This is a genomic window from Serratia sp. OS31 (genome assembly GCF_014164835.1).
GTDB classification, from domain to species: domain Bacteria; phylum Pseudomonadota; class Gammaproteobacteria; order Enterobacterales; family Enterobacteriaceae; genus Serratia; species Serratia liquefaciens_A.
Genome location: NZ_JACJFQ010000004.1, coordinates 79,538 through 103,360 on the forward strand (window position 1 = coordinate 79,538; position 23,823 = coordinate 103,360).

General features: G+C 56.5%; 21 protein-coding genes. 12 read left to right on the forward strand and 9 right to left on the reverse strand.

Annotated features, from left to right (window positions below; genetic code table 11):
* The first annotated feature begins 86 nt into the window (after positions 1-86).
* The 6 genes from phoB (at position 87) to proY (ending at position 7,633) form a co-directional block, all read left to right on the forward strand.
* Positions 87-776, forward strand: coding sequence for a phosphate response regulator transcription factor PhoB (gene phoB / locus H5P17_RS05380; protein ID WP_020825449.1), 690 nt, complete (start codon positions 87-89; stop codon positions 774-776).
* Between the two features lie 24 nt (positions 777-800).
* A complete protein-coding gene (phoR, locus tag H5P17_RS05385) occupies positions 801-2,117 on the forward strand; it encodes a phosphate regulon sensor histidine kinase PhoR (protein WP_044548640.1) in 1,317 nt (438 codons plus the stop codon).
* 14 nt (positions 2,118-2,131) lie between these two features.
* On the forward strand, positions 2,132-3,070 hold the full coding sequence (locus H5P17_RS05390) for a PstS family phosphate ABC transporter substrate-binding protein (protein ID WP_044548641.1): 939 nt from the start codon (positions 2,132-2,134) through the stop codon (positions 3,068-3,070).
* Between the two features lie 211 nt (positions 3,071-3,281).
* Positions 3,282-4,388 carry a cobalamin-independent methionine synthase II family protein gene (locus H5P17_RS05395; protein ID WP_182821721.1) on the forward strand — a complete coding sequence of 369 codons (1,107 nt, stop codon included), beginning with the start codon at positions 3,282-3,284 and terminating at the stop codon, positions 4,386-4,388.
* Between the two features lie 447 nt (positions 4,389-4,835).
* Positions 4,836-6,155, forward strand: coding sequence for a branched-chain amino acid transport system II carrier protein (brnQ, locus tag H5P17_RS05400; protein WP_182821723.1), 1,320 nt, complete (start codon positions 4,836-4,838; stop codon positions 6,153-6,155).
* Positions 6,156-6,226: 71 nt separating this feature from the next.
* Positions 6,227-7,633, forward strand: coding sequence for a proline-specific permease ProY (gene proY, locus H5P17_RS05405; RefSeq protein ID WP_182821725.1), 1,407 nt, complete (start codon positions 6,227-6,229; stop codon positions 7,631-7,633).
* A 53-nt stretch (positions 7,634-7,686) separates the two neighbouring features.
* Here the strand turns inward: proY and H5P17_RS05410 are convergent, their stop codons facing one another.
* From H5P17_RS05410 to H5P17_RS05425, 4 genes are all read right to left on the reverse strand, one after another.
* The gene (locus H5P17_RS05410; RefSeq protein ID WP_044548648.1) at positions 7,687-7,974 is read right to left on the reverse strand and encodes a HigA family addiction module antitoxin; all 288 of its coding nucleotides are present in this window, start codon (positions 7,972-7,974) and stop codon (positions 7,687-7,689) included.
* Positions 7,974-8,252, reverse strand: coding sequence for a type II toxin-antitoxin system RelE/ParE family toxin (locus H5P17_RS05415; protein WP_182821727.1), 279 nt, complete (start codon positions 8,250-8,252; stop codon positions 7,974-7,976). Before H5P17_RS05415 ends, H5P17_RS05410 begins: the two co-directional genes overlap by 1 nt.
* Before the next feature lie 84 nt (positions 8,253-8,336).
* Positions 8,337-8,606, reverse strand: a complete 270-nt coding sequence (locus H5P17_RS05420; protein WP_044552819.1) for a hypothetical protein — start codon at positions 8,604-8,606, stop codon at positions 8,337-8,339.
* Positions 8,607-8,738: 132 nt separating this feature from the next.
* Entirely contained in the window at positions 8,739-10,004 is a 1,266-nt protein-coding gene (locus H5P17_RS05425) for a mechanosensitive ion channel family protein (RefSeq protein ID WP_182821729.1), read from the reverse strand.
* 249 nt (positions 10,005-10,253) lie between these two features.
* On the opposite strand from H5P17_RS05425, the gene malZ reads away from it, so the two are divergent.
* Positions 10,254-12,077, forward strand: a complete 1,824-nt coding sequence (gene malZ, locus H5P17_RS05430; protein WP_182821731.1) for a maltodextrin glucosidase — start codon at positions 10,254-10,256, stop codon at positions 12,075-12,077.
* A gap of 67 nt (positions 12,078-12,144) precedes the next feature.
* Here malZ and ggt read toward each other — a convergent pair whose 3' ends face one another.
* The 3 genes from ggt to H5P17_RS05445 form a co-directional block, all read right to left on the reverse strand.
* Positions 12,145-13,908 carry a gamma-glutamyltransferase gene (ggt, locus tag H5P17_RS05435; RefSeq protein ID WP_182821733.1) on the reverse strand — a complete coding sequence of 588 codons (1,764 nt, stop codon included), beginning with the start codon at positions 13,906-13,908 and terminating at the stop codon, positions 12,145-12,147.
* A gap of 229 nt (positions 13,909-14,137) precedes the next feature.
* Positions 14,138-14,740, reverse strand: coding sequence for a peroxiredoxin C (locus H5P17_RS05440; protein ID WP_020825459.1), 603 nt, complete (start codon positions 14,738-14,740; stop codon positions 14,138-14,140).
* A 229-nt stretch (positions 14,741-14,969) separates the two neighbouring features.
* On the reverse strand, positions 14,970-15,551 hold the full coding sequence (locus tag H5P17_RS05445) for an ACP phosphodiesterase (RefSeq protein ID WP_182821735.1): 582 nt from the start codon (positions 15,549-15,551) through the stop codon (positions 14,970-14,972).
* A 244-nt stretch (positions 15,552-15,795) separates the two neighbouring features.
* On the opposite strand from H5P17_RS05445, the gene queA reads away from it, so the two are divergent.
* The 5 genes from queA to secF all read left to right on the forward strand — a co-directional run bounded on the left by queA (position 15,796) and on the right by secF (position 21,281).
* Positions 15,796-16,866 carry a tRNA preQ1(34) S-adenosylmethionine ribosyltransferase-isomerase QueA gene (gene queA / locus H5P17_RS05450; RefSeq protein WP_182821737.1) on the forward strand — a complete coding sequence of 357 codons (1,071 nt, stop codon included), beginning with the start codon at positions 15,796-15,798 and terminating at the stop codon, positions 16,864-16,866.
* Between the two features lie 72 nt (positions 16,867-16,938).
* Positions 16,939-18,063, forward strand: a complete 1,125-nt coding sequence (tgt, locus tag H5P17_RS05455) for a tRNA guanosine(34) transglycosylase Tgt (protein WP_182821739.1) — start codon at positions 16,939-16,941, stop codon at positions 18,061-18,063.
* A gap of 33 nt (positions 18,064-18,096) precedes the next feature.
* Complete coding sequence (gene yajC / locus H5P17_RS05460) at positions 18,097-18,429, forward strand: preprotein translocase subunit YajC (protein ID WP_004949246.1); 333 nt, start codon at positions 18,097-18,099, stop codon at positions 18,427-18,429.
* Positions 18,430-18,454: 25 nt separating this feature from the next.
* Positions 18,455-20,302, forward strand: a complete 1,848-nt coding sequence (gene secD, locus H5P17_RS05465; protein WP_071827005.1) for a protein translocase subunit SecD — start codon at positions 18,455-18,457, stop codon at positions 20,300-20,302.
* 10 nt (positions 20,303-20,312) lie between these two features.
* Positions 20,313-21,281 (forward strand): protein translocase subunit SecF, encoded by a 969-nt coding sequence (secF, locus tag H5P17_RS05470; protein ID WP_020825464.1) that lies wholly within the window; start codon positions 20,313-20,315, stop codon positions 21,279-21,281.
* A gap of 68 nt (positions 21,282-21,349) precedes the next feature.
* On the opposite strand, the gene ttrR is transcribed toward secF, so the two are convergent.
* Both ttrR and ttrS read right to left on the reverse strand, forming a co-directional pair.
* Positions 21,350-21,949, reverse strand: coding sequence for a tetrathionate respiration response regulator TtrR (gene ttrR / locus H5P17_RS05475; protein ID WP_182821741.1), 600 nt, complete (start codon positions 21,947-21,949; stop codon positions 21,350-21,352).
* Positions 21,927-23,681 (reverse strand): tetrathionate respiration histidine kinase TtrS, encoded by a 1,755-nt coding sequence (gene ttrS / locus H5P17_RS05480; protein WP_182821743.1) that lies wholly within the window; start codon positions 23,679-23,681, stop codon positions 21,927-21,929. Before ttrS ends, ttrR begins: the two co-directional genes overlap by 23 nt.
* Positions 23,682-23,823 lie beyond the last annotated feature (142 nt).

Here is a 23,823-nt window from a genome sequence, read left to right on the forward strand (position 1 = left end):
TATTTATTTCATAAATCTGTCACAAAACTGACGCATAATGGCGCCCGCAATCAACTGTGATCGCTAACACATTGGCAGGATTGACGATGGCAAGACGCATACTGGTGGTGGAAGACGAAGCGCCGATCCGTGAGATGGTGTGCTTTGTGTTGGAACAGAATGGTTACCAACCGTTGGAAGCTGAGGATTATGACAGCGCCGTGACGCGCCTGTCTGAGCCGTTCCCTGATTTAGTGTTGCTCGACTGGATGTTACCCGGGGGATCCGGCATTCAGTTTATTAAACATATGAAGCGTGAAGCCCTGACCCGTGACATTCCGGTGATGATGCTGACCGCGCGCGGTGAAGAAGAAGACCGGGTGCGCGGCCTGGAGGTCGGGGCGGATGATTACATCACCAAACCTTTCTCACCGAAGGAGCTGGTGGCGCGCATCAAGGCGGTAATGCGCCGTATTTCACCGATGGCGGTGGAAGAAGTGATTGAAATGCAAGGGCTGAGCCTGGACCCTTCCTCACACCGCGTGATGGCTAATGAACAAGCGCTGGATATGGGGCCGACCGAGTTCAAGCTGTTGCACTTCTTTATGACCCATCCGGAACGCGTTTATAGCCGTGAGCAGTTGCTTAATCACGTCTGGGGCACTAACGTTTATGTGGAAGACCGCACCGTTGACGTGCACATCCGTCGGCTCCGTAAGGCGTTAGAGACCAGTGGTCATGACAAAATGGTTCAAACCGTTCGGGGCACCGGCTACCGATTCTCAACGCGCTACTGATCGCGCCGCGCTGGAGAATATGCCGTGTTAGAACGTCTATCCTGGAAGAGGCTGGCCCTGGAGCTGGCCCTTTTCTGCCTGCCTGCCTTACTGCTGGGGCTGATTTTCGGTTATCTGCCCTGGTTGCTGCTGGCCTCCGTGCTGGCGGCGTTGGCATGGAATTTCTACAACCAACTTAAACTTTCCCACTGGCTGTGGGTTGACCGCAGCATGACGCCGCCGCCGGGTCGCTGGAGCTGGGAACCGCTGTTTTACGGTCTGTATCAGATGCAGCAACGGAACCGCCGTCGACGCCGTGAGTTGGCGCTGTTGATCAAACGCTTCCGCAGCGGAGCGGAATCGCTGCCCGATGCGGTGGTGATGACCACCGTCGAAGGCAATATCTTTTGGTGCAACGGGCTGGCGCAGCATTTGCTGGGTTTCCGCTGGCCGGAAGACAATGGTCAGCACATCCTTAACCTGCTGCGTTATCCGGAGTTCAGTCACTATCTGCAACAGCAGGAGTTCTCCCGCCCCTTGACGCTGCAGCTGAATAACGAGCATTACGTCGAATTTCGTGTGATGCCCTACTCTGAAGGGCAATTATTGATGGTGGCCCGCGATGTGACCCAGATGCGTCAACTGGAAGGGGCTCGGCGCAACTTCTTCGCTAACGTCAGTCACGAGCTGCGCACGCCGCTAACGGTATTGCAGGGTTACCTGGAAATGATGAGCGACGAAGAGCTGGATGGTTCGCTGCGCGGTAAGGCGTTGGGCACCATGCAGGAGCAGACTCGCCGCATGGACGGACTGGTCAAGCAACTGCTGACGCTGTCGCGCATCGAGGCGGCGCCTAACGTTGAAATGAACGAGCGGGTTGATATCCCCCTGATGCTGCGGGTGTTACAACGTGAGGCGCAATCGCTGAGCGGCGGCAACCACGAAATCACCTTCCGGGTGAATGAGCAGTTGAAAGTGTTCGGTAACGATGACCAACTTCGCAGTGCGGTGTCGAATCTGGTGTATAACGCCGTCAATCATACGCCGAAAGGCACTAATATTGAGGTCAGCTGGCAGCAGACGCCAAGCGGCGCGCAGTTTCAGGTCAGTGATAATGGGCCGGGCATCGCGGCCGAACATATTCCCCGTTTGACCGAACGCTTCTACCGCGTCGACAAAGCCCGTTCACGCCAGACCGGCGGCAGTGGGCTGGGGTTGGCGATCGTCAAGCATGCGCTCAGCCACCACGATGCGCGGCTGGAGATCCTCAGCGAGCAGGGCATCGGCACCCGATTTATCTTTACCTTGCCTAACCGGTTGATTGTTCCCGCAGCTTTGTCAGAGAATGCGGTGAAAAATTAACGCGAGAGGCTGGCATGATCCGAATCACCCGAGGGCTGTTGCTTTGCCTGGCGCTATTGGCAAGCCGAGGCGCGCTGGCGCAGCCGGATGGCATGCTGTCCGGCAACCTGTCCAGCGTCGGCTCCGATACGCTGGCGAATCTGATGGCGCTGTGGGCGCAGGACTTCAGCCAGCATTATCCCAACGTTAACCTGCAGATCCAGGCCGCCGGTTCTTCGACGGCGCCAACCGCATTGGCGGCGGGTGCCGCTCAGCTCGGCCCGATGAGTCGGCCGATGAAGGCCGCGGAAGTCTCTGCATTCGAGCACCGTTACGGTTATGCGCCGTTGGCGGTACCGGTCGCGGTCGATGCGCTGGTGGTGCTGGTGCATCAGGACAATCCGCTGCGCGGTCTTAACCTGCAGCAGCTCGACCGAATTTTCTCCGCGACCCTGCGCTGTGGCGAAAGCCAGCCTTTGACCCGGTGGGGGGAGCTGGGGCTGACCGGTGATTGGCAACAGCGTGCGTTGCAACGTTTTGGACGTAATTCAGCCTCCGGCACCTACGGTTATTTCAAGCTGCGTGCGCTGTGTGGCGGTGATTTCATGCCGCGCGTCAATGAACTGCCGGGGTCGGCTTCGGTGGTGCAGGCGGTGGCCGGTTCGTTGAACAGTATCGGCTACGCCAGCATCGGTTTTCGCGCCAGCGGCGTGCGGCTGCTGCCGTTGGCGGAATTCGGCGAAAACTACGTCACCCCCAATGACGCCAACGTGCGCAACGGCAGCTATCCGTTGTCGCGCTATCTGTATATTTACATCAATAAGGCGCCTAACCAGCAACTGGAACCGCTGACGGCGGCATTTCTCGATCGCGTGCTGTCGGATACCGGGCAAAATCTGGTCAATCACGACGGCTATCTGCCGCTGCCGCCAGAGACTCTGCAGAAAACCCGCCTGGCGCTGGGCCTGCAATAAACTGGCCTCTGGGCACCCTGGGTGCCCAACATGAATTTCTTTCATCTCCCGTGAAAATTCTTCCATTGCCGCCCGGCAGTCGACGTGACAGCATGCTGAATATAAGTCATCTAGACGTCTGGAAGTCCACTTTGTAACCCGACGTAATAGTTCACATTGTAAATCACTGAGGTAAAGGCCCGAGCTTTTGCCGGCTAGCGGGAGTTATATTATGTGCGATTGCAATTCTGCCTTTCACGCTGACGTTGTCGGCAGTTTGTTACGCCCTGCGGCGCTGAAAACCGCTCGCCAACAGTTTCTGCAGGGCGAGATTGATGCCGTTCAGTTACGGGAGGTTGAAGACCAACAGATCCGTCTGGCGGTGGCAAAACAGAAAGATCTCGGTTTGGCGGTCGTGACGGATGGGGAGTTTCGTCGGGCGTGGTGGCACTTCGACTTTTTGGAAGGGCTGGACGGCGTGGAAGGTTATGACGCGGAGCAGGGGATCCAGTTTAACGGCGTACAGACGCGGGCGCGCAGCATTAAGGTGGTCGGCAAATTGGGCTTCAACCCGCAACATCCGATGCTAGCTGACTTTCGTTTTCTGAAGACTATCGCCGGTGATGTGGTGCCGAAGATGACCATTCCCAGCCCGAGCGTGCTGCATTTTCGCGGCGGGCGCAAGGCCATCGACAGCCAGGTTTATCCGGATCTGAACGCCTATTTTGACGATCTGGCACAGACCTACCGCGACGCGATCAAGGCATTTTATGATGCCGGTTGCCGCTATCTGCAGCTTGACGACACCGTCTGGGCCTACCTGTGCTCTGACGATCAACGGCGGCAGATCCGCGAGCGTGGAGAGGATCCCGATCTTCTGGCGCGGATTTATGCCGATGTGCTGAACGCGGCGATCGCCGACAAACCTGAGGATCTGATCATCGGGTTGCACGTTTGCCGCGGTAATTTCCGTTCCACCTGGATCTCCGAGGGCGGGTATGAACCTGTGGCGGAGATCCTGTTTGGTCAGGTGAATATCGACGCCTTCTTCCTCGAGTACGACAATGAGCGTTCCGGGGGTTTTGAACCGCTGCGTTTTATCAAACCGGGCAAACAGCAGGTGGTGCTGGGCCTGATTACTACCAAAAACGGCGAACTGGAAAATCCCGAGCAGGTGAAACAGCGGCTTAAAGAGGCGGCGCAGTTTGTCGATCGTCGACAGCTTTGCCTCAGCACCCAGTGCGGTTTTGCTTCGACCGAAGAGGGTAACAGCCTGAGTGAGCAGCAGCAGTGGAATAAGCTGCAAAGCGTGGTGAATATTGCCGAACAGGTTTGGTAGGGCAAAAAAATCGGTTCATACCGTGCGGAAACTGGTGGTTTATTGGCGTTTTCGCGCGGTCATGAGTTATCTGCTTCACGTTTTGTGAATGCGTTGCTCAAAAATGATACAAATCATGTATTGTATATTTATTGATAGCCCCTATGATCGACTGGTGCCGAAAGATTATCTGGTCGATAGCTCTGCTTTTTGTCATGCGACTTGCCTTTCAACGCTATAAACGTTTAACTTAGCCTCCGTTGTCGGACTAAACCTCCATTTATAACTCCTAAAACTCTGCCCATCATCATGAGTGGTCACTTTCGAATAAGGACAAAACGCCGGACGTTATGCGTTTTCTGCTCTTATTGGTCTCGCGATGAAATGGCAAGCCGGCAACCGGATGGGGCTTAACGCTACCTCCATATCGGGCATTTTTTTTCATTTGAACAGGCAACACGACATCGTATGAGTCATCGTTTAACGTCAAAAGATATTATCGCATTGGGTTTTATGACCTTTGCCTTATTCGTCGGCGCCGGGAATATCATTTTCCCGCCGATGGTCGGTTTACAGTCCGGTGAGCACGTCTGGACCGCAGCTGTCGGCTTCCTGATCACCGCCGTCGGTCTGCCGGTGATGACCGTGATCGCCCTGGCGCGCGTCGGTGGCGGTATTGACGCCCTGAGCTCGCCGATTGGCCGTCGCGCCGGTCTGTTGCTGGCTACCGTCTGCTATCTGGCCGTAGGCCCGCTGTTCGCCACGCCGCGTACCGCGACCGTCTCCTTTGAAGTGGGCATTGCACCGCTGACCGGTGATGGCGCCATGCCGCTGTTTATTTACAGCCTGGTGTATTTCGCACTGGTGATCGGCATCTCGCTGTATCCGGGCCGTCTGCTCGATACCGTGGGCCACGTGTTGGCACCGCTGAAAATTGTTGCGCTGGGCGCGCTCGGCATTGCCGCGCTGGTTTGGCCGGCAGGCACGCCTATCCCGGCGACCGACATTTATCAGAACGTTCCTTTCTCCTCCGGCTTCGTCAACGGCTATCTGACTATGGATACGCTGGGCGCGCTGGTATTTGGCATCGTTATCGTTAACGCCGCGCGTTCCCGCGGCGTCAAAGATGCCGGTTTGCTGACGCGTTACACCATTCTGGCCGGGCTGATTGCCGGTGTGGGCCTGACGCTGGTTTACCTGAGCCTGTTTAAATTGGGCTCCGGCAGTGGCGTGTTGGTACCTGACGCGACCAACGGCGCGGTGATCCTGCATGCTTATGTGCAAAACACCTTCGGTGGGCTGGGCAGCTTCTTCCTGGCAGCGCTGATTTTCATCGCCTGTATGGTGACTGCGGTTGGCCTGACCTGCGCTTGCGCCGAGTTCTTTGCCCAATATCTGCCTTTTTCCTACAAGACGCTGGTGTTTATTCTGGGGCTGTTCTCGATGGTGGTTTCCAACCTGGGCCTGAGCCATCTGATCCAGATCTCTATCCCGGTGCTGACCGCGATTTACCCGCCGTGCATCGTGCTGGTGGTGCTGAGCTTCACCCTGCGTTGGTGGAACAGCGCGCCGCGTATTATTGCGCCGGTGATGTTAGTCAGCCTGTTGTTTGGTATCCTTGACGCGGTGAAAGCGTCCGCCTTCCAGCAAGTGCTGCCGGATTGGACCAATCACCTGCCGCTGGCGGAACAGGGTCTGGCATGGTTGTCGCCTTCGCTGTTGATGCTGGTGCTGGTCGCGATTTATGACCGGGTTTGTACGCGTTCCGAAGTGACCGCGCACTCCTAAATTCCCGGCTAAATTTTGGGCCACGGACTTGTCCGTGGCTTTTTTACGTTTAAAAAACACGGGTTATTTTCATGCAACAACAGTCACCCACCGCTCCCGCGCCCAATAAGCTAAAACGCGGTCTCAGCACCCGTCACATTCGTTTTATGGCCCTGGGTTCGGCTATCGGTACCGGCCTGTTCTACGGTTCGGCAGACGCGATTAAAATGGCCGGGCCAAGCGTTTTGCTGGCGTACCTGATTGGCGGCATCGTCGCTTTTATCATCATGCGTGCGCTGGGCGAGATGTCGGTCAACAACCCGCAGGCCAGTTCGTTCTCGCGCTATGCACAGGACTATCTGGGCCCTATGGCCGGGTACATTACCGGCTGGACTTACTGTTTTGAAATCCTGATCGTCGCCATTGCCGACGTGACCGCCTTCGGGATCTATATGGGGGTGTGGTTCCCCGAGGTGCCGCACTGGATTTGGGTACTGAGCGTGGTGCTGGTGATAGGCGCCATCAACCTGATGAGCGTGAAGGTGTTCGGCGAGCTGGAGTTTTGGTTCTCCTTCTTCAAAGTGGCCACCATCATCATCATGATTGCCGCCGGTATCGGTATCATCATCTGGGGGATTGGCAACGGCGGTCAGCCGACCGGCATCCATAACCTGTGGTCTAACGGCGGCTTCTTCAGCAACGGCTTTATCGGCATGATCCTGTCGCTGCAGTTGGTGATGTTCGCCTACGGCGGCATCGAGATTATCGGTATCACCGCCGGTGAAGCCAAAGACCCGAAAACCTCCATTCCCAAGGCCATCAACTCGGTGCCGTGGCGTATCCTGGTGTTCTACGTCGGTACGCTGTTTGTCATTATGTCGATCTATCCGTGGAATCAGGTGGGAACCAACGGCAGTCCGTTTGTGCTGACTTTCCAGCATATGGGCATTACCGTGGCGGCGGGCATCCTTAACTTCGTGGTGATCACCGCGTCGCTGTCGGCGATTAACAGCGATGTGTTTGGCGTTGGCCGCATGCTGCACGGCATGGCCGAGCAGGGCCATGCGCCGAAGATGTTCAGCAAGGTGTCCAAACGCGGGATCCCGTGGGTCACGGTGGTGGTGATGATGCTGGCGCTGTTGCTGGCGGTGTATCTCAACTACATCATGCCGGAAAACGTGTTCCTGGTAATTGCCTCACTGGCGACCTTCGCCACCGTATGGGTGTGGATCATGATCTTGTCCTCGCAGATTGCCTTCCGCCGCGGCCTGAGCAAAGAGCAGGTGAAAGGCCTGGCGTTCCCACTGCGCGGCGGGGTGTTTACCTCGGTGGTGGCGATCGTCTTCCTGGTATTTATCATCGGTCTGATCGGTTACTTCCCAACGACTCGGGTATCGCTGTACGCCGGGCTGGTGTGGGTAGCGGTGCTGCTGGCGGGGTATTACTTCAAGGTCAACCGCCAGAAAAAGCTGGCGATACTGGCACAGCAACAGGATTGAAGATGAAAACACCGGCCATGAGCCGGTGTTTTTCTGTAGGTGTATTTTGTGTTCTAGGCAAAATCCAGCTTGCGCAGCTTTGATACGTCGATAGATTGTCTGGCGTGCCACAAATCATAAGTATCCTGCATTTCCATCCAGACCCGCTCGGAGCTGCCGATGACAATGGACAAACGGATAGCCATTTCTGGCGATATATCTGATTTACCATTAATCAGACGCTGTACCGTTGATGGTGCCACGTCTAATGCTTTGGCCAAGCCGCGAGCACTGAGGTTTAATGTCTCCATGGTCTCTTTTATCAATTCCCCGGGATGTGGCGGGTTAAACATTTGAGTCATTAATGATAATCCTCATAGTTAACGATATAGACGTCACCCTCTACCAATTTAAAGGTGATTCGCCAGTTACCGGTTACTGTTATTGACCAAAGTCCGCTCCGATCGCCGGTTAACGAATGCAACAAGAAACCGGGAAGATCGACATCATTGCTCTCTTTGGCCAGATTCAGCACGCTTAAACGGAGGCGGATTTTTTTCGCCTGTTTGGCATCAATACCTGCGGTTGAACCCGTTTCAAAAAATTTCTTTAGTCCCTTATGCCTGAAGCTTTTTATCATCCTGATGGCTCCTTAGGTGTTGCGTTATACGCATCATAATTTCCTGCCGCGCATGGCGCAACGTTTTTGATGGTTTTGTGACCTCTATTGCTTATGCTTATCCTCAGGTTCGTCGTCACCGGAAGCGCGCGCTTCGATACGTAGGCTGCTGTCGCTCAGCCTTTCCTCTTTCCCTTCTCCGGCGCAGCGAGCCAGCACTTCGCGAATATCCTGCATGCTGCTGCTCAGGGCGCTAAGCGACGGTTGCAGAGTGCGGCTCATGCGGCTTTCATCCAGCGAAGCGCTGTGCAGACAGCCGATGAACAACAGCGTGGCCAGCAGGGTAAACAGCCGATGTTTTACCTGTTTCAGCAATGGCATCTCTTCTTTCACGTGGCTGGGTGAGCGTATTAACACCGCTTTCGGTGGGCAAGAAAAGAGGCTGGAGATATCTGCTGGCAATTGGTGGAGAATAATTACCAGCAGAAACAGTTACGTCAGCCTGCGTCAGGAAATGTCTGCCGCCTGCCGCAGAGGACTTAGCATGCTGCGCATGTCGTTGCCGGTCGGCGTTTGGTGCACCCGCAAATCGAATTCGTTAATCACCGCCAGGATATGGTCAAAGATATCCGACTGAATACTTTCGTATTCTGCCCATACCGTGGTGTTGGTGAAGGCGTAAATCTCCAGCGGCAACCCCTCTGGCAGCGGTGCCAACTGGCGCACCATCAGCGTCATATTCTGGTGAATGCCAGGATGGGCGCGCAGATAGGCCACCAGGTAAGCGCGCAGCGTGCCAAGGTTGGTCAGGCGGCGGCCATTGAGCGGTGAACTGAGATCTACACCCGTCTGCTGATTGTGCTGGCTCAGCTCCTGCGTTTTATCGTTCAGGTAGCGTTGCAGCAGCGGGTTACGGTTCAGGCGCTGCTGTTCCTCCTCCGACAAGAAATGCACGCTGGTGGTGTCGATATTGATACTGCGTTTGATGCGACGGCCACCGGATTCCGACATGGAGCGCCAGTTTTTGAAGGAGTCGGAGATCAGCGCGTAAGTCGGGATGGTGGTGACGGTATTGTCCCAGTTGCGCACTTTCACCGTGGTCAGGCCAATGTCGGTCACCGCGCCGTCGGCGCCGTATTTCGGCATTTCCAGCCAGTCGCCGATGCTCAGCATGTCGTTGGCGGAAAGCTGGATGCCGGCCACCAGGCCGAGGATCGGGTCCTTAAATACCAACATCAGCACCGCCGTCATCGCCCCCAGGCCGCTGAGCAGCAGCAAGGGCGATTTCCCCATCAGCAGTGAAACGATCATGATGCCAATCAGGATCGCCGCCACCAGCTTCAGGCCCTGGAAAATACCGCGTAGCGGCAGCTGATTGGAGATCGGGCTTTGGCGCAGCATCGCCAGCAGCGTGTCCAACAGGGAAAACAGCGACAGCAGGGCGAAGCCCATGATCCACACCTGGGCGGCGGTAATGATAATCGCCTGAGTCTCGCTACCGGCGTGCAACCACAGCACCGCCTGCAGATTAATGATCACCCCTTGCAGCAGCAGCGCCATACGCTGGAACAGCTTGTACTGGGTGATAGCCTGCTGCCAGACACGTTGCGACCGTTGGCCACGGCGTTGGATCGCCGCCAGCACCACGCGGTGCAACACCAGGTGGATCACCACCGAAATCAAGAGGATCAGTCCCAGCACCATCAACAGGGACATCATCCCGCTGAACTCCAGCCCGAACTTCTCCAGCCACAGGGTTATCTGTTGTTGCATTGCCGCTCCTTTAAAAAATGCGCAAAAAATATCCAATACACTCAAAAGACGTTAGCCTAATGGTTACGGGTCATAATGTGCGGCTGTTTACCCTTTTTTACATAGGGTTAGCGCTGACTGATTATCTCCACCCCCCGGCTCCTCCCCGAGTTTACCGGCCAGAGAGGAGGGGGACTGACACTCAACGTGGCATTGTTCGTGGCATTGAATAACGTCGTCGATTTCGTTTTGTACAGCTGGAGGAAAGTCATGCTTAACGCCTGGCATCAACCGGTCTCGCCTTTTGTGGTGAAGAAGGGACAACGCCTGGATATCACGCTGTGGTTACAGGGCAATGAACTGCCTGAACAGGTTTTTTTACGTGCCGAGCCGGACAATGAAGAATGGTTGCTGATCATGAAGGGGCAGCAGGTTGGCGGGCTGCAGCGATACCAGGCCAGCCTGACCCTGAATGAGGGCGAAGCGACCCGCCGCTACTGCTTCAAGCTGGTCTGGGCCGACCGCCAGCAATGGTTCGGTCCACAGGGAGAGTCTCTGACGCCGCCAGGGCAACTGGCGCAATTTGCCGTCGACGTGCCTGACAGTAGTCCGCAATGGGTGGCCGACCAGATTTTCTATCAAATCTTTCCCGATCGCTTTGCCAGCAGCGGCGGCGAACATGGCATTCAGAGCGGCAGCTATCGTCATCATGCCGCCGGCTGCGATGTCGTTCGCTGCGACTGGCAGCAGCCGCTGGAGGATCGACACGCCGCGTCCACCTTCTATGGCGGCGATTTGGACGGCATTAGCCAAAAATTGCCTTACCTGCAGCAGTTGGGCGTGACGGCGCTCTATCTGAACCCGATTTTCACCGCGCCCAGCGTGCATAAATACGATACCGAAGACTATTATCAGGTCGATCCCTACCTGGGCGGCAACGTTGCCTTGCAACGTTTGCGAGTGAGCACTCACAAAGTGGGAATGAAACTGGTGCTCGACGGGGTGTTTAACCATACCGGCGATTCCCACCCGTGGTTTGATCGTCACCAGCAAGGCGACAACGGCGCTTGCCACCATCTGGATTCTCCCTACCGTGGCTGGTTTAATTTCTACCTGGATGGCCGTGCGCTTGACTGGAAGGGCAACGCCAGCCTGCCGAAGCTCAACTTTGCGGAACCCCAGGTGGCGGAAGCGATTTATCGCGGTGAGGGCAGCGTAGTGCGCCATTGGTTACGCCCGCCCTACAGCATTGACGGCTGGAGGCTGGACGTGGTGCATATGCTGGGTGAAAACGGCGGAGCCACCGGCAACCTGCGGCATCTGGCAGGCATTTATCACGCGGTTAAACAGGAAAATCCGCAGGCCTATGTGCTAGGCGAGCATTTTGGCGATGCGCGGCGCTGGCTGCATGCCGGCGTTGAAGATGCGGCAATGAATTATATGGGCTTCGCCCTGCCGGTCAGGGGATTCCTCGCCGGATTGGACGTCGCGCATCACCCGGTGCGGATGTCGGCGGCGGACTGCGCACAATGGATGGACGGCTACCGGGCCGGCTTGCCGCATGGCCGCCAGTTGATTCAGTTCAATCAACTCGACAGTCATGATACCGCGCGCTTTCTGACGCTGTTGCAGGGCAACCGGGCGCGGATGCAGATGGCGGCAGTGTGGCTGATGAGCTGGATCGGTGTGCCCTGTTTATATTATGGCGATGAAATTGGCCTGGATGGCGCTAACGACCCGTTCTGTCGTAAACCCTTCCCGTGGGATGAAAGCCACTGGGATCGGTCCCTGCTGGCGTTGTTCCAGCGTATGGCGGCACTGCGCAAGCAGAGTCTGGCGTTGCGTCGCGGTGGCTGTCAGGTGCTGCATGCGGGCGGAGAGACCTTGGTGTTCGTGCGTCTCTATCAACAAGAACAGGTATTGGTGGCGTTACAGCGTGCCGGCAGCGGTGCAGTGACCTTGCCGCACACGCCGTTGCTGGCCGCAGGCCAATGGCAGCGACTGGAAGGAAAGGGCGAAATGGAAGAAACGCAGAACGCGATGTCGCTGCAATTGAGCGAAGAGTCCGTTACCCTGTGGCGACGTCTGGGTTAAGACAGAAAAGGGCCGGCATCCCGGCCCTCCATTTAGTGAGTGGGCGTTCACACGCCTAATGAGCCGATCAATATCCCACGGCAGAACCGGCTGGGCGGCGAACGTCATTGGCACCGTACAGGTAGCCTTCGCGCACTTTGCCGGACACCGCTGAATCGTTGCCGGAATTAGCCGGGCTGACGCCCGCGGCACCCGGCAGGCCCACCAGAATCAGCTCGGCCGCGCCCCATGGCGTTTGCTCAACCATCTTGTAACCCATACCGGCAAGAATTTTAAGCGTATCGGCAGAAACGCCGCGCTGCTCGTAGTAAACCTCATCCGGCAACCACTGGTGATGGATGCGTGGCGCATCTACCGCCTCCTGCGGTGCCATGCCGTGGTCAATCACGTTGAGTGCGGTCTGCAGGGTGATGGTGATGATGCGGGAACCGCCCGGCGAACCGAGCACCATAAAGATTTTATTGTCTTTGGTCACCAGCGTCGGGCTCATCGACGATAGTGGGCGCTTACCGGGGGCAATACTGTTGGCGGTACCCTGCACCAGACCATAGAGGTTTTTCTCGCCGACTTTGACGGTGAAGTCATCCATCTCATCGTTGAGGAAGAAGCCGGTGCCAGGGGCGATCACCACCGCACCAAAGCGGCCGTTGACGGTATAGGTGGTGGAGACAGCGTTGCCATCATGATCGACAATCGAGTAATGGGTGGTTTCCGGCTTCTCGTGGGGTTCCATACCGGGCTGTACGTTTTCCGACGGTGTGGCTTTGTCAGCGACGATTTTCTTGCGAATTTCTTCGGCATAGCTCTTGCTGACCAGCCTGTCGATCGGGTTCTTGATGAACTCCGGGTCGCCAAGGTAGGTGTTGCGGTCCATATAAGCGTGACGCATCGCTTCGGTCATGGTGTGGATTGCGGCCGCCGAATTGAAGCCCATGCTCTTCAGGTCATAACCTTCAACCACGTTAAGGATTTCACACAGCGTCACGCCGCCTGAACTGGGTGGCGGGGCCGATACAAATTTATAGCCGCGATAGCTACAGGTAATCGGCGGGGTTTCGGTCACTTTGTAGTGGGCGAAGTCGGCCGCGGTCAGGATGCCGCCGCCTTGTTTGGCCGCTGCTTCAACCGCCTGAGGAATTTTGCCTTTATAGAAGGCGTCCGGCCCCTCTTTGGCGATAGCGGCCAGGGTGTCGGCCAAATCACTTTGCACCAGGCGATCGCCTGGCTGTAGCGAAGAGCCGTCCGGGCGCAGGAAGATTTTGGCGGCCTCCGGGTCTTGTTTAAAGCGTGCGGTGGTCGTATCGAGAATATCGGTGTCGGCACGGGTCAAGATAAAGCCCTCGCGCGCCAGTTTGATGGCCGGTGTCATGACCTGTTCGCGGCTCAGCTTGCCGTATTTAACGCGCGCAGTTTCCATGCCCAGTACGGTGCCCGGCACGCCCGCCGCCAGATAGCCATACAGGCTGGCGCCTTTCTTGACGTTGCCCTCGGCATCCAGATACATATTGGCATTGGCCGCCGCCGGCGCGGTTTCACGGAAGTTGATAAAGGTATCGGTGCCGTCGGCCAGGTGCACCGTCATAAAGCCCCCGCCGCCAATGTTGCCGCAGCACGGGTTGACCACCGCCTGCGCGTAACCCACCGCCACGGCGGCGTCTATGGCATTGCCGCCCAACTTCAGGATATCGACGCCGACCTGTGAGGCCAGATGTTGCGATGTCACCACCATGCCGTTTTTGGCTTCGACCGCCGGATTGGATGCGGCATACAGGCTGCTGCTGACCAGCAGCGCCGCCATGGTCAGCGGCTTGCTCCATTTCTGTAAAAACATAGTTATTCCTACCCTGTCAGTTTTCTTATTGTGTTTGGCTTGCCCCGGTGTCGTGCAAAGAGTGGGCCAGCGTTATTGATACTAGCTGCAGATAAGGGATTGTGCGGAAAACGGCCAGGGAAATGTGAGCGGAAACAAGGAAATGAAGCACGCAAAACGGGCAGCATGCCCTGATTTGGCGCAAAAAAAACCGGCCACGGGGGCCGGTTGATACGCTGACAGGCTGAAATTACAGCTTGGAAGCGTTTTCGGACAGGTATTTAGCCACGCCGTCCGGAGAAGCGCCCATACCTGCTTTGCCTTTTTCCCACTGAGCCGGGCACACTTCGCCGTGCTGCTCGTGGAATTGCAATGCGTCAACGGTACGGATCATTTCGTCGATGTTACGGCCGATTGGCAGGTCGTTAACAACCTGAGCGCGAACCACGCCGTCTTTGTCGATCAGGAAAGAACCACGCAGGGCAACGCCTGCTTCTGGGTGCTCGATGCCGTAAGCTTTCTGAATTTCACGCTTAATGTCAGCAACCATTGCGTATTTCACTTCCCCGATGCCGCCATTCTCGACTGGGGTTTTACGCCATGCGTTGTGGACAAATTCTGAGTCGAATGAAACGCCAACCACTTCAACGCCACGCTTCTGGAACTCTTCATAGCGGTGATCGAAAGCGATCAGCTCAGAAGGACATACGAAGGTGAAGTCCATCGGCCAGAAGAACAGGACGGCCGGTTTGCCGTTCAGGTGCTTCTTGAAGTTGAAGTTTTCAACGATTTCGCCATTGCCGAGTACGGCAGCTGCGGTGAAGTCAGGGGCTTGACGAGTTACCAGGACCATAATTACTCCTGTAATAGGTGTTAAGGGGTTGATGTAAAAACAAGGGCCAGTATAGGGGCCACGACTGGGTGAATAAAGGGTAAAAGACCAATCGATGAGATAGCTTTTACCTATCAAAGTCGTTGATTAAATTTAGCGAGCTTTAAAAATAACCTTTTCCCGTAAAAGGGCAAGGCTTAAAAAGCAATTTCTTGTAAAGCGTCGCATTTTCAATGGGTTTGGTTTGACCTTACAGCTTTTTCTCTTTTGCCTGCTGCATCATCTGTGGGTAAAACTGCCAGAACTGTGTTTCAAGCTGATGATAATTGCGCTCTACGTCGGCGAAAGAGCCCGCCAGCGCCGCCAGACGCGGGCGACGACTGGCCATGCCCGCCAGCACGTTGCCGATAAACGGCAGCTCGGCGTAGCGCTCCAGCCAGCGTTCCGGCCATAAATAGCCATTCAAATTCTGAAAGCGCACCGGCGTCAGCGGCAAATGCGGCACGATCTGACCGCGGGCTTGCTGGGTGAAGCCGTGCAGGCTGAGGGACGGTTCCAGTTGCTGCCAGTGGCGAGCCAGAAAGTGATCCCACACCACGTCGAGCGTGATTGGCGCTACGCGCCGGTGTTCTTCGGAGAAATAGTCGCGGCAGGCTTTGACCTGCGGCAGGCTGTCGGTCAGAACATCGACGCGGCGGTGCATCATAATGCCGGCCACCACCTCGGGATCGTACTCGCCTGCGGGGTTGCCGCGCACGAAGTCGGCCAACAGATTGCCCAGTAAAGAGCTTTCCGCAAGCTGGGCCAAATGGAGATGAGCGAGAAAATTCATCCGGCAACTATACCTGAAGTCATGCAAATCCTCCTTATTTCTTGCCGCTGACCGCCCACAGCTTTAGACTAGGCCGCCTGTTTTTTATGACCAACATACCCGTCGCCTTTCAAGCCGCAGTGTTGTTGGCTGCACTTGCCCACTCCGGTCACTTACTCAAGTAAGCTCCCGGAGATGGGCAAGCTGGCCGCCTAACTGCAACTTGAAATTCATAGGGTATATACAATTGAAGAAGTGAATACCCATGCGCGTCGCCGATTTTTCATTTGAACTTCCCGAGTCCCTGATTGCCCGCTATCCCCAATCTGAGCGTAGCGGTTGCCGCTTGCTGCAGTTGGACGGGCCGAGCGGCGAGCTGACGCACGGCGTATTCACCGATCTGCTGGATAATCTGGAAGCCGGCGATCTGTTGGTGTTCAACAATACCCGGGTGATCCCGGCGCGCATGTTTGGCCGCAAGGTCAGCGGCGGCAAGATTGAAGTTCTGGTTGAGCGCGTGCTGGACGACCATCGTGTGCTGGCGCACGTTCGCGCCTCGAAGGCCCCTAAACCAGGGGCTGACCTGCTGCTCGGCGACGATGAAAGCATCTCCGCCACCATGGTGGCGCGCCACGATACGCTGTTCGAACTGCGTTTCAACGATGAGCGCGACGTGTTCACTATCCTCAATGCCGTCGGCCACATGCCGTTGCCACCTTATATCGACCGCCCGGACGAAGACGCTGACCGCGAGCTTTATCAGACAGTCTACAGCGAGAAGCCGGGGGCCGTAGCGGCGCCGACCGCCGGGCTGCACTTCGACGAGCCGCTGCTGGCTACGCTGCGCGAGAAGGGCATCGAGATGGCCTTTGTCACGCTGCATGTGGGCGCGGGTACCTTCCAGCCGGTGCGGGTGGAAACCATCGAAGAACACGTCATGCACGCCGAATATGCGGAAGTGCCGCAGGATGTGGTTGACGCGGTATTGGCCTGTAAAGCTCGCGGCAAGCGCGTGGTGGCGGTAGGTACGACCTCGGTGCGCTCTCTGGAAAGCGCCGCCAACGCCAGCAAGGACGCGTTAATTGCCCCGTTCTTCGGCGACACCAGCATCTTTATCTTCCCCGGCTACCATTATCAGGTGGTTGACGCGCTGGTGACCAATTTCCACCTGCCGGAGTCGACGCTGATTATGCTGGTTTCCGCCTTTGCCGGTTATAAAAACACCATGAATGCCTATCAGCAGGCGGTGGCCGAGCAGTACCGATTCTTCAGCTATGGCGATGCGATGTTCATCAGCCGTAACCCTCAGGCGGAGCAAGAGTCCGTCGGCGCCTGATTTTCTGGGCTGCGCATCTGGCGCGGCCCTGTTTTAACGACATCAGACTGTTTCTCTGATGCTGGAGGCTTTGTGAAGTACGAATTAGACACTACCGATGGCCGCGCTCGCCGTGGCCGCCTGACCTTTGACCGCGGCGTGGTGGAAACCCCGGCCTTTATGCCTGTTGGCACCTACGGCACGGTAAAAGGCATGACGCCGGAAGAAGTGAAAGAGACCGGCGCGCAGATCCTGCTGGGCAACACCTTCCACCTGTGGCTGCGCCCAGGCCAGGAAATCATGAAGCTGCATGGCGACCTGCACGACTTCATGCAATGGCATGGCCCGATCCTCACCGACTCCGGCGGCTTCCAGGTGTTCAGCCTGGGCGCAATGCGCAAGATTAAAGAGGAAGGCGTTCATTTCCGTAACCCGATCAACGGCGACAAGGTGTTCCTCAGCCCGGAAAAATCGATGGAAATCCAGTATGACCTGGGTTCCGATATCGTGATGATCTTCGACGAATGTACACCGTACCCGGCAGACTGGGACTACGCCAAGCGTTCGATGGAAATGTCACTGCGCTGGGCGCAGCGCAGCCGCCAGCGTTTTGACGAACTGAACAATAAAAATGCGTTATTCGGCATTATTCAGGGCGGTGTTTACGAAGATTTACGTGATGTTTCAGTAAAAGGGCTGGTGGATATCGGTTTTGATGGTTACGCTGTGGGCGGCCTGGCGGTCGGTGAGCCAAAAGAGGATATGCACCGCATTCTTGAACATGTTTGCCCGCAAATTCCGGAAGATAAGCCGCGTTACCTGATGGGCGTCGGCAAGCCGGAAGACCTGGTTGAAGGCGTGCGTCGCGGTATCGATATGTTCGACTGCGTGATGCCAACGCGTAATGCCCGTAACGGCCATCTGTTCGTGACTGACGGTGTGGTAAAAATCCGTAATGCCAAGCACAAGGATGATACTTCTCCGCTGGATAAAGACTGTGATTGCTATACGTGTCGCAATTACAGCCGCGCCTACTTGCATCATCTCGATCGTTGCAACGAAATACTGGGTGCCCGATTGAACACCATTCATAACCTGCGTCACTACCAACGCCTGATGGCGGGTTTACGCGAGGCCATTGAACAGGGTAAATTAGAGCTGTTTGTTGCGGATTTCTACGGTCGGATCGGTAAACCGATTCCACCTTTAAACGCTTGAATTAATAATTGATAACTTAATGAGGGAATTTCAATGAGCTTTTTCATTTCTGACGCCGTCGCATCCGCAGGGGCTCCGGCTCAGGGAAGCCCGTACTCTCTGATCATTATGCTGGTGGTGTTCGGTCTGATTTTCTATTTCATGATCCTGCGCCCACAGCAGAAACGCGCTAAAGAGCACAAGAAGCTGATGGATTCGATCGGCAAGGGTGATGAAGTGCTGACCACCGGTGGCCTGATTGGCCGCGTGACCAAAGTGGCTGACACCGGCATTATCGCCATTGCGCTGAACGACACCACGGAAGTGATGATCAAGCGTGACTTCGTGGCGGCCGTTCTGCCGAAAGGTACCATGAAGGCCCTGTAATTTTGTTTTCCCGAAGGGAATTGCCGTGCTAAACCGTTATCCTTTGTGGAAGTATCTGATGCTGATCGTGGTGATCTTCATCGGTCTGCTTTACGCGCTTCCCAACATCTATGGTGAGGATCCGGCTGTACAAATCACTGGCGCGCGCGGTGTCGCCGCCAGTGAAACTACACTGGACCAAGTCCGTACCGTATTAGAAAAAGACAAGATCGCGAGCAAGTCGATTGCGCTGGAAAATGGCGCCATCCTGGCTCGCTTTAGCAATCCTGACATTCAGCTGCGTGCCCGTGAAGCCCTGATGGCGGAACTGGGTGACAAGTTCGTGGTTGCGCTGAACCTGGCGCCGGCCACACCAGCCTGGCTGGCCATGCTGGGCGCCGAACCGATGAAACTCGGTCTGGACCTGCGCGGTGGCGTGCACTTCCTGATGGAAGTCGACATGGACACTGCCCTGAGCAAGCTGCAGGAACAGACCATGGATACCCTGCGCAGCGAGCTGCGTGAAAAGGGCATTCCTTATGCGTCTATCCGCAAGTTGGACAACAACGGCGTGGAAGTGCGTTTCCGTGACGATGCTGCCCGCGATCAGGCCATCAGCTACCTCAGTCCGCGTCAGCGCGACATGGTGTTCTCTGCCAACGGCAGCAACACCCTGAAAGCCAACTTGACGGATGCCCGTCTGAGCGAAGCGCGCGAATACGCGGTACAGCAGAACATCACTATCCTGCGTAACCGCGTTAACCAGCTCGGCGTTGCCGAACCGCTGGTGCAGCGTCAGGGCTCCGACCGCATCGTGGTCGAGCTGCCGGGCATTCAGGATACCGCTCGCGCCAAAGAGATCCTCGGTGCTACCGCTACGCTGGAATTCCGCCTGGTTAACACCAATGCGGACGTCACGGCTGCGGCCAATGGCCGTGTCCCAGGCGACTCAGAAGTGAAAGACACCCGTGAAGGCCAGCCTGTCGTGCTGTACAAGCGTGTGATCCTGACCGGTGACCATATCACCGACTCCACTTCCAGCACCGACGAATATAACCAACCGCAGGTGAACATCTCGCTGGACAGTGCCGGCGGCACTGCGATGTCCAACTTCACCAAGGACAATATCGGCAAGCCGATGGCGACCCTGTTTGTGGAGTACAAGGACAGCGGCAAGAAAGACGCCAACGGCCGTGCGATTCTGGTGAAACAGGAAGAAGTGATCAACGTGGCGAACATTCAGTCACGTCTGGGCAACAGTTTCCGTATTACCGGCATCGGCAACCCGAACGAAGCACGTCAGCTTTCGCTGCTGCTGCGTGCCGGTGCGCTGATTGCGCCAATCCAGATCGTGGAAGAGCGTACAATCGGCCCGACCCTGGGACAACAGAACATCACCCAAGGTCTGGAAGCCTGCTTGTGGGGCTTGGTGGCATCCATCGTGTTTATGGTGGTTTGGTACCGTAAATTCGGCATGATCGCCACCACGGCGCTGGTCGCCAACCTGGTGCTGATTGTCGGCGTGATGTCCCTGCTGCCGGGGGCGACGCTGACCATGCCGGGGATTGCCGGTATCGTGCTGACGCTGGCGGTGGCGGTCGACGCCAACGTACTGATTAACGAACGTATCAAGGAAGAGCTCAAGAACGGACGTTCCGTTCAGCAGGCGATCCATGAGGGCTATAAAGGCGCGTTCTCCAGTATCGTTGACGCCAACATCACCACCCTGATCACCGCGATCATTCTGTACGCAGTAGGTACCGGTTCGATCAAGGGCTTTGCGATTACCACCGCAATCGGTGTGGCGACGTCCATGTTCACCGCGATTGTCGGTACCCGTGCCATCGTCAACCTGCTTTACGGCGGCAAACGCATTAACAAGCTGTCTATCTGAGGAGTGCGTTGTGGCACAGGATTATACTGTTGAACAACTCAACTACGGCCGTAGAGTCTATGACTTTATGCGCTGGGATTACGTGGCCTTCGGCATCTCGCTGGTGCTGCTGATCGCGTCAATCGCCGTTATGTCGGTACGCGGTTTTAACTGGGGTCTGGATTTCACCGGCGGTACGGTGATTGAAATCAGCCTGGAAAAACCGGCCAACCTCGATCTGATGCGCGATACGCTGGAAAAAGCCGGGTTCCAGGACCCGGTTATTCAGAACTTTGGCAGCAGCCGTGACGTGATGGTGCGCATGCCACCGGCGACCGGTACCGCTGGCCAGGAACTGGGTAACAAAGTGATCGGCGTGATCAACGATTCGGTCGACAAAAACGCTAGCGTAAAACGCATTGAGTTCGTCGGCCCGAGCGTGGGGACCGAACTGGCGCAAAACGGCGGCATGGCGCTGCTGGTGGCGTTGATCAGTATCCTGATCTACGTCGGTTTCCGCTTCGAATGGCGTTTGGCGCTGGGGGCGGTTATCGCGCTGGCGCACGACGTGGTCATCACCCTGGGCGTGCTGTCGCTGTTCCATATCGAGATTGACCTGACCATCGTCGCTTCATTGATGTCGGTTATCGGTTACTCGTTGAACGACAGCATCGTGGTTTCTGACCGTATTCGTGAGAACTTCCGCAAGATCCGTCGCGGGACGCCTTACGAAATCATGAACGTGTCGCTGACCCAGACGCTGAGCCGTACTTTGATGACCTCCGGTACCACCCTGATGGTGGTGCTGATGCTGTACATCTTCGGCGGCGCGATGCTGCATGGCTTCTCTCTGGCTATGTTGATCGGTGTGTCTATCGGTACCGTATCTTCTATCTACGTGGCGTCCGCGCTGGCGTTGAAGCTGGGTATGAAACGCGAGCACATGCTGCAGCAGAAAGTGGAGAAAGAGGGCGCAGATCAGCCTTCTCTCTTGCCGTAATCTGTCGGTGAGTTGAAATAAGATGCCGGTCGGCTTATCCCGACCGGCATTTTTTTGCCTGAAAATCGCTAGCCGAGACTGGTCAGTGTCAATCGGTTAAGCGCGTTCACCAGTTCTGCCAGGCTACTCGCCTGCATTTTTTCCATGACTCTGGCCCGATGCACTTCGACGGTGCGTACCGCGATAAAGTGACTTTCGGCGATCTGTTTGTTGGTCATCCCAGCGGCTACGGCACGGGCAATATCGCGTTCGCGCGGCGTCAGCGCGCCGAAAAGCTGTTGCCGTTGGCGTTGCTCAACCTGACGTTGCGAATGGATAATGCCGCGCTCCAGTGCTTCAATCAGCGGCGCGGCGGCGATCGGCTTTTGTAGAAAATCGACGGCTCCCAGCTTCATTTCCTCCACGGCCATGGCAATATCGCCGTGACCGGTGACGATCACCACCGCCAGCGTACTGTTTTGCCGCCGCAGCTGTTGATGAACCTGCTGTCCGTCAATCCCCGGCATCCGGATATCCAGCATGACGACGCCGCATTGATAGGGATCGATGCTGTCGATGAATTTTTGACTTTCGTGCCAGGTTTGTACCCGGTAATTCAGCCCTTCGAGTAAAAAGCGGCAGGCGTCGGTAACGGCAAAATCATCATCAACCAGATGTATTAGCGCCATGGCTGGGATCCTTTTGAATAATGGGGAAATGCACAGTCACGCGTAGCCCCTGTTGTTGTGGGGAAGCCAGGTAATTTTCCAGCGTCAGCTCTGCGCCTTGGCCCTTCAACAGCCGCTGGCAGATCACCAACCCTAACCCGAGACCTTCCTGTTTGGTACTGCGGAAGGGCACGAACGGCAGTGCCAGTTGCTCGGCGCTGAGTCCGCCGCCATCGTCTTCAACGAGCAACCGTTGTTGATGTGCGTCGGTTTCGTGGCGCAGAGTGATATATTCGGCACCCGCCTGCAGGCTGTTGCTCAACAGATTGGTGAGCACTTGCTCTAATAACGTCGCCTGGCTGAACAGCTGAGTCTGCGACGGGATGTTAATCGTTAATCGGCACTGCGGATGCTGCTGTTTTATTTGCATCAATTGGATGACGTGTTCCACCAGCGGGCGCAATAACAGCCATTGCGCACTTTCGTCATGGGGTGTTTTGCTGGCCCAGCGTCGCAAATTAACGATGCTCTCCGCACCACGCTGCGCTTGCTGGCCAATCTGCTCGAGGATTGGCAGCAGTTCATGCTGGCTGTTGTTGCGCTCAAGGCGAATACGACAGCCTTCCGCATAGTGGCGGATCGCCGCCAGCGGCTGGTTAAGCTCATGGGCAAAACCGGAGGCCATTTCGCCCAAGGCGCTGAGGCGCTGCGCCCGGGCCAGGGCCGTGTCTCTGGCACGTAGCGTCTGATGCATTTGTTCAAGCTGGCGCCCGCGGCGGCGCACCAGATAGCCTACCCACAGATGATTGGCGCCGAGTAACGCCATCCCCCCGAAGACGCCACTGAGCAGTAGCCAATGCTGCTGTGCCCAAAGGTACAGCTCCTGCCAGAGAGAACGCTGTGTCGGGTGGATATTCAGATCCTGCAGCAGTTGGTTAACCTGACGCGATGACGCCGGGGCTCCCCAAACGGGCAAACCGGGGGTGTTCATCTGCAGCAATTGGCGAGTCAATTCGTCTGCCAACCGGTCCGGCACGTGGTTTAAGGCGGCAAAGGACCAGTTAGGGTACAGTTCGGTGCTGGTCAGGCAGCGCTGGCCGCTTTGCTTCGCCAGCAGTGCGCGATAATCACCGGCCTGCAGTAATCCTTCCGCCTGCATTTTTTCCAACAGGCAAACCGGCACAATCGCCGCATCCAGCGCCCGATCGCGCAATTGATAAAGCAGGGCATCCGCCGGATAGCCGCTGAAGTGCGGTCGCAGATCTTTCTCCGGGTTTAGCCCCGCGCCGAGCAGTTCTTTGTACCCCAGCAGGTAGCCGCCAAAAGCATCGGCGGCGACGGCACCGACGTTCTTTCCTGTCAGTTGGTGGGGCGTGGTTATCGGACTGTCGCCCCGCACCAGGATGACGCTGCCGACGACGTTGCTTGAGCCCTGCAGAGAGGGTTGGGTTGAACGCAGTGAAACCAGCCAGCGCAGCGGATAGCGGTTATCCAGTTGAACATATTGCGCCGGGTTGGTGAGCAAAAAATCGACGCGTTGATGGCGGACCGCTTCATTCATACCGTCAAGACTGACCGGCGACAGGCGGAAATGGTCATCGGGAAACTGGCGGTTGAGATGATCGACCAAGGGCTGCCACTGGGTCAGCGCATGGGCATCGCCACGCAGCGCCAGTACCGCAATGCTCCATTGCCCCGCCCAGGCCGCATTTAACCAACTGCCCAGTAACAGAAATAGCGCTGCTTTTTTCACATCCTCTCCGCTTTTATGATCCCCATCACCGGTCTGAATTGTCCTGGATCAAGCCGTCGCCGGTAATGTGGTAAACCACAATATTGGTGGCCGGTTGCCCTTTTTACACTCCCTTGTATCAGTTCCCCGGCAGGAACTTATT

Excerpts from the sequence above, each read along its gene's own strand:
- phoB (WP_020825449.1), top strand. The coding sequence starts at position 87 with ATGGCAAGACGCATACTGGTGGTGGAAGACGAAGCGCCGATCCGTGAG.
- H5P17_RS05390 (WP_044548641.1), top strand. The coding sequence starts at position 2,132 with ATGATCCGAATCACCCGAGGGCTGTTGCTTTGCCTGGCGCTATTGGCA.
- H5P17_RS05395 (WP_182821721.1), top strand. The coding sequence starts at position 3,282 with ATGTGCGATTGCAATTCTGCCTTTCACGCTGACGTTGTCGGCAGTTTG.
- brnQ (WP_182821723.1), top strand. The coding sequence starts at position 4,836 with ATGAGTCATCGTTTAACGTCAAAAGATATTATCGCATTGGGTTTTATG.
- proY (WP_182821725.1), top strand. The coding sequence starts at position 6,227 with ATGCAACAACAGTCACCCACCGCTCCCGCGCCCAATAAGCTAAAACGC.
- H5P17_RS05410 (WP_044548648.1), bottom strand. The coding sequence starts at position 7,974 with ATGACTCAAATGTTTAACCCGCCACATCCCGGGGAATTGATAAAAGAG.
- H5P17_RS05415 (WP_182821727.1), bottom strand. The coding sequence starts at position 8,252 with ATGATAAAAAGCTTCAGGCATAAGGGACTAAAGAAATTTTTTGAAACG.
- H5P17_RS05425 (WP_182821729.1), bottom strand. The coding sequence starts at position 10,004 with ATGCAACAACAGATAACCCTGTGGCTGGAGAAGTTCGGGCTGGAGTTC.
- malZ (WP_182821731.1), top strand. The coding sequence starts at position 10,254 with ATGCTTAACGCCTGGCATCAACCGGTCTCGCCTTTTGTGGTGAAGAAG.
- ggt (WP_182821733.1), bottom strand. The coding sequence starts at position 13,908 with ATGTTTTTACAGAAATGGAGCAAGCCGCTGACCATGGCGGCGCTGCTG.
- H5P17_RS05440 (WP_020825459.1), bottom strand. The coding sequence starts at position 14,740 with ATGGTCCTGGTAACTCGTCAAGCCCCTGACTTCACCGCAGCTGCCGTA.
- H5P17_RS05445 (WP_182821735.1), bottom strand. The coding sequence starts at position 15,551 with ATGAATTTTCTCGCTCATCTCCATTTGGCCCAGCTTGCGGAAAGCTCT.
- queA (WP_182821737.1), top strand. The coding sequence starts at position 15,796 with ATGCGCGTCGCCGATTTTTCATTTGAACTTCCCGAGTCCCTGATTGCC.
- yajC (WP_004949246.1), top strand. The coding sequence starts at position 18,097 with ATGAGCTTTTTCATTTCTGACGCCGTCGCATCCGCAGGGGCTCCGGCT.
- ttrR (WP_182821741.1), bottom strand. The coding sequence starts at position 21,949 with ATGGCGCTAATACATCTGGTTGATGATGATTTTGCCGTTACCGACGCC.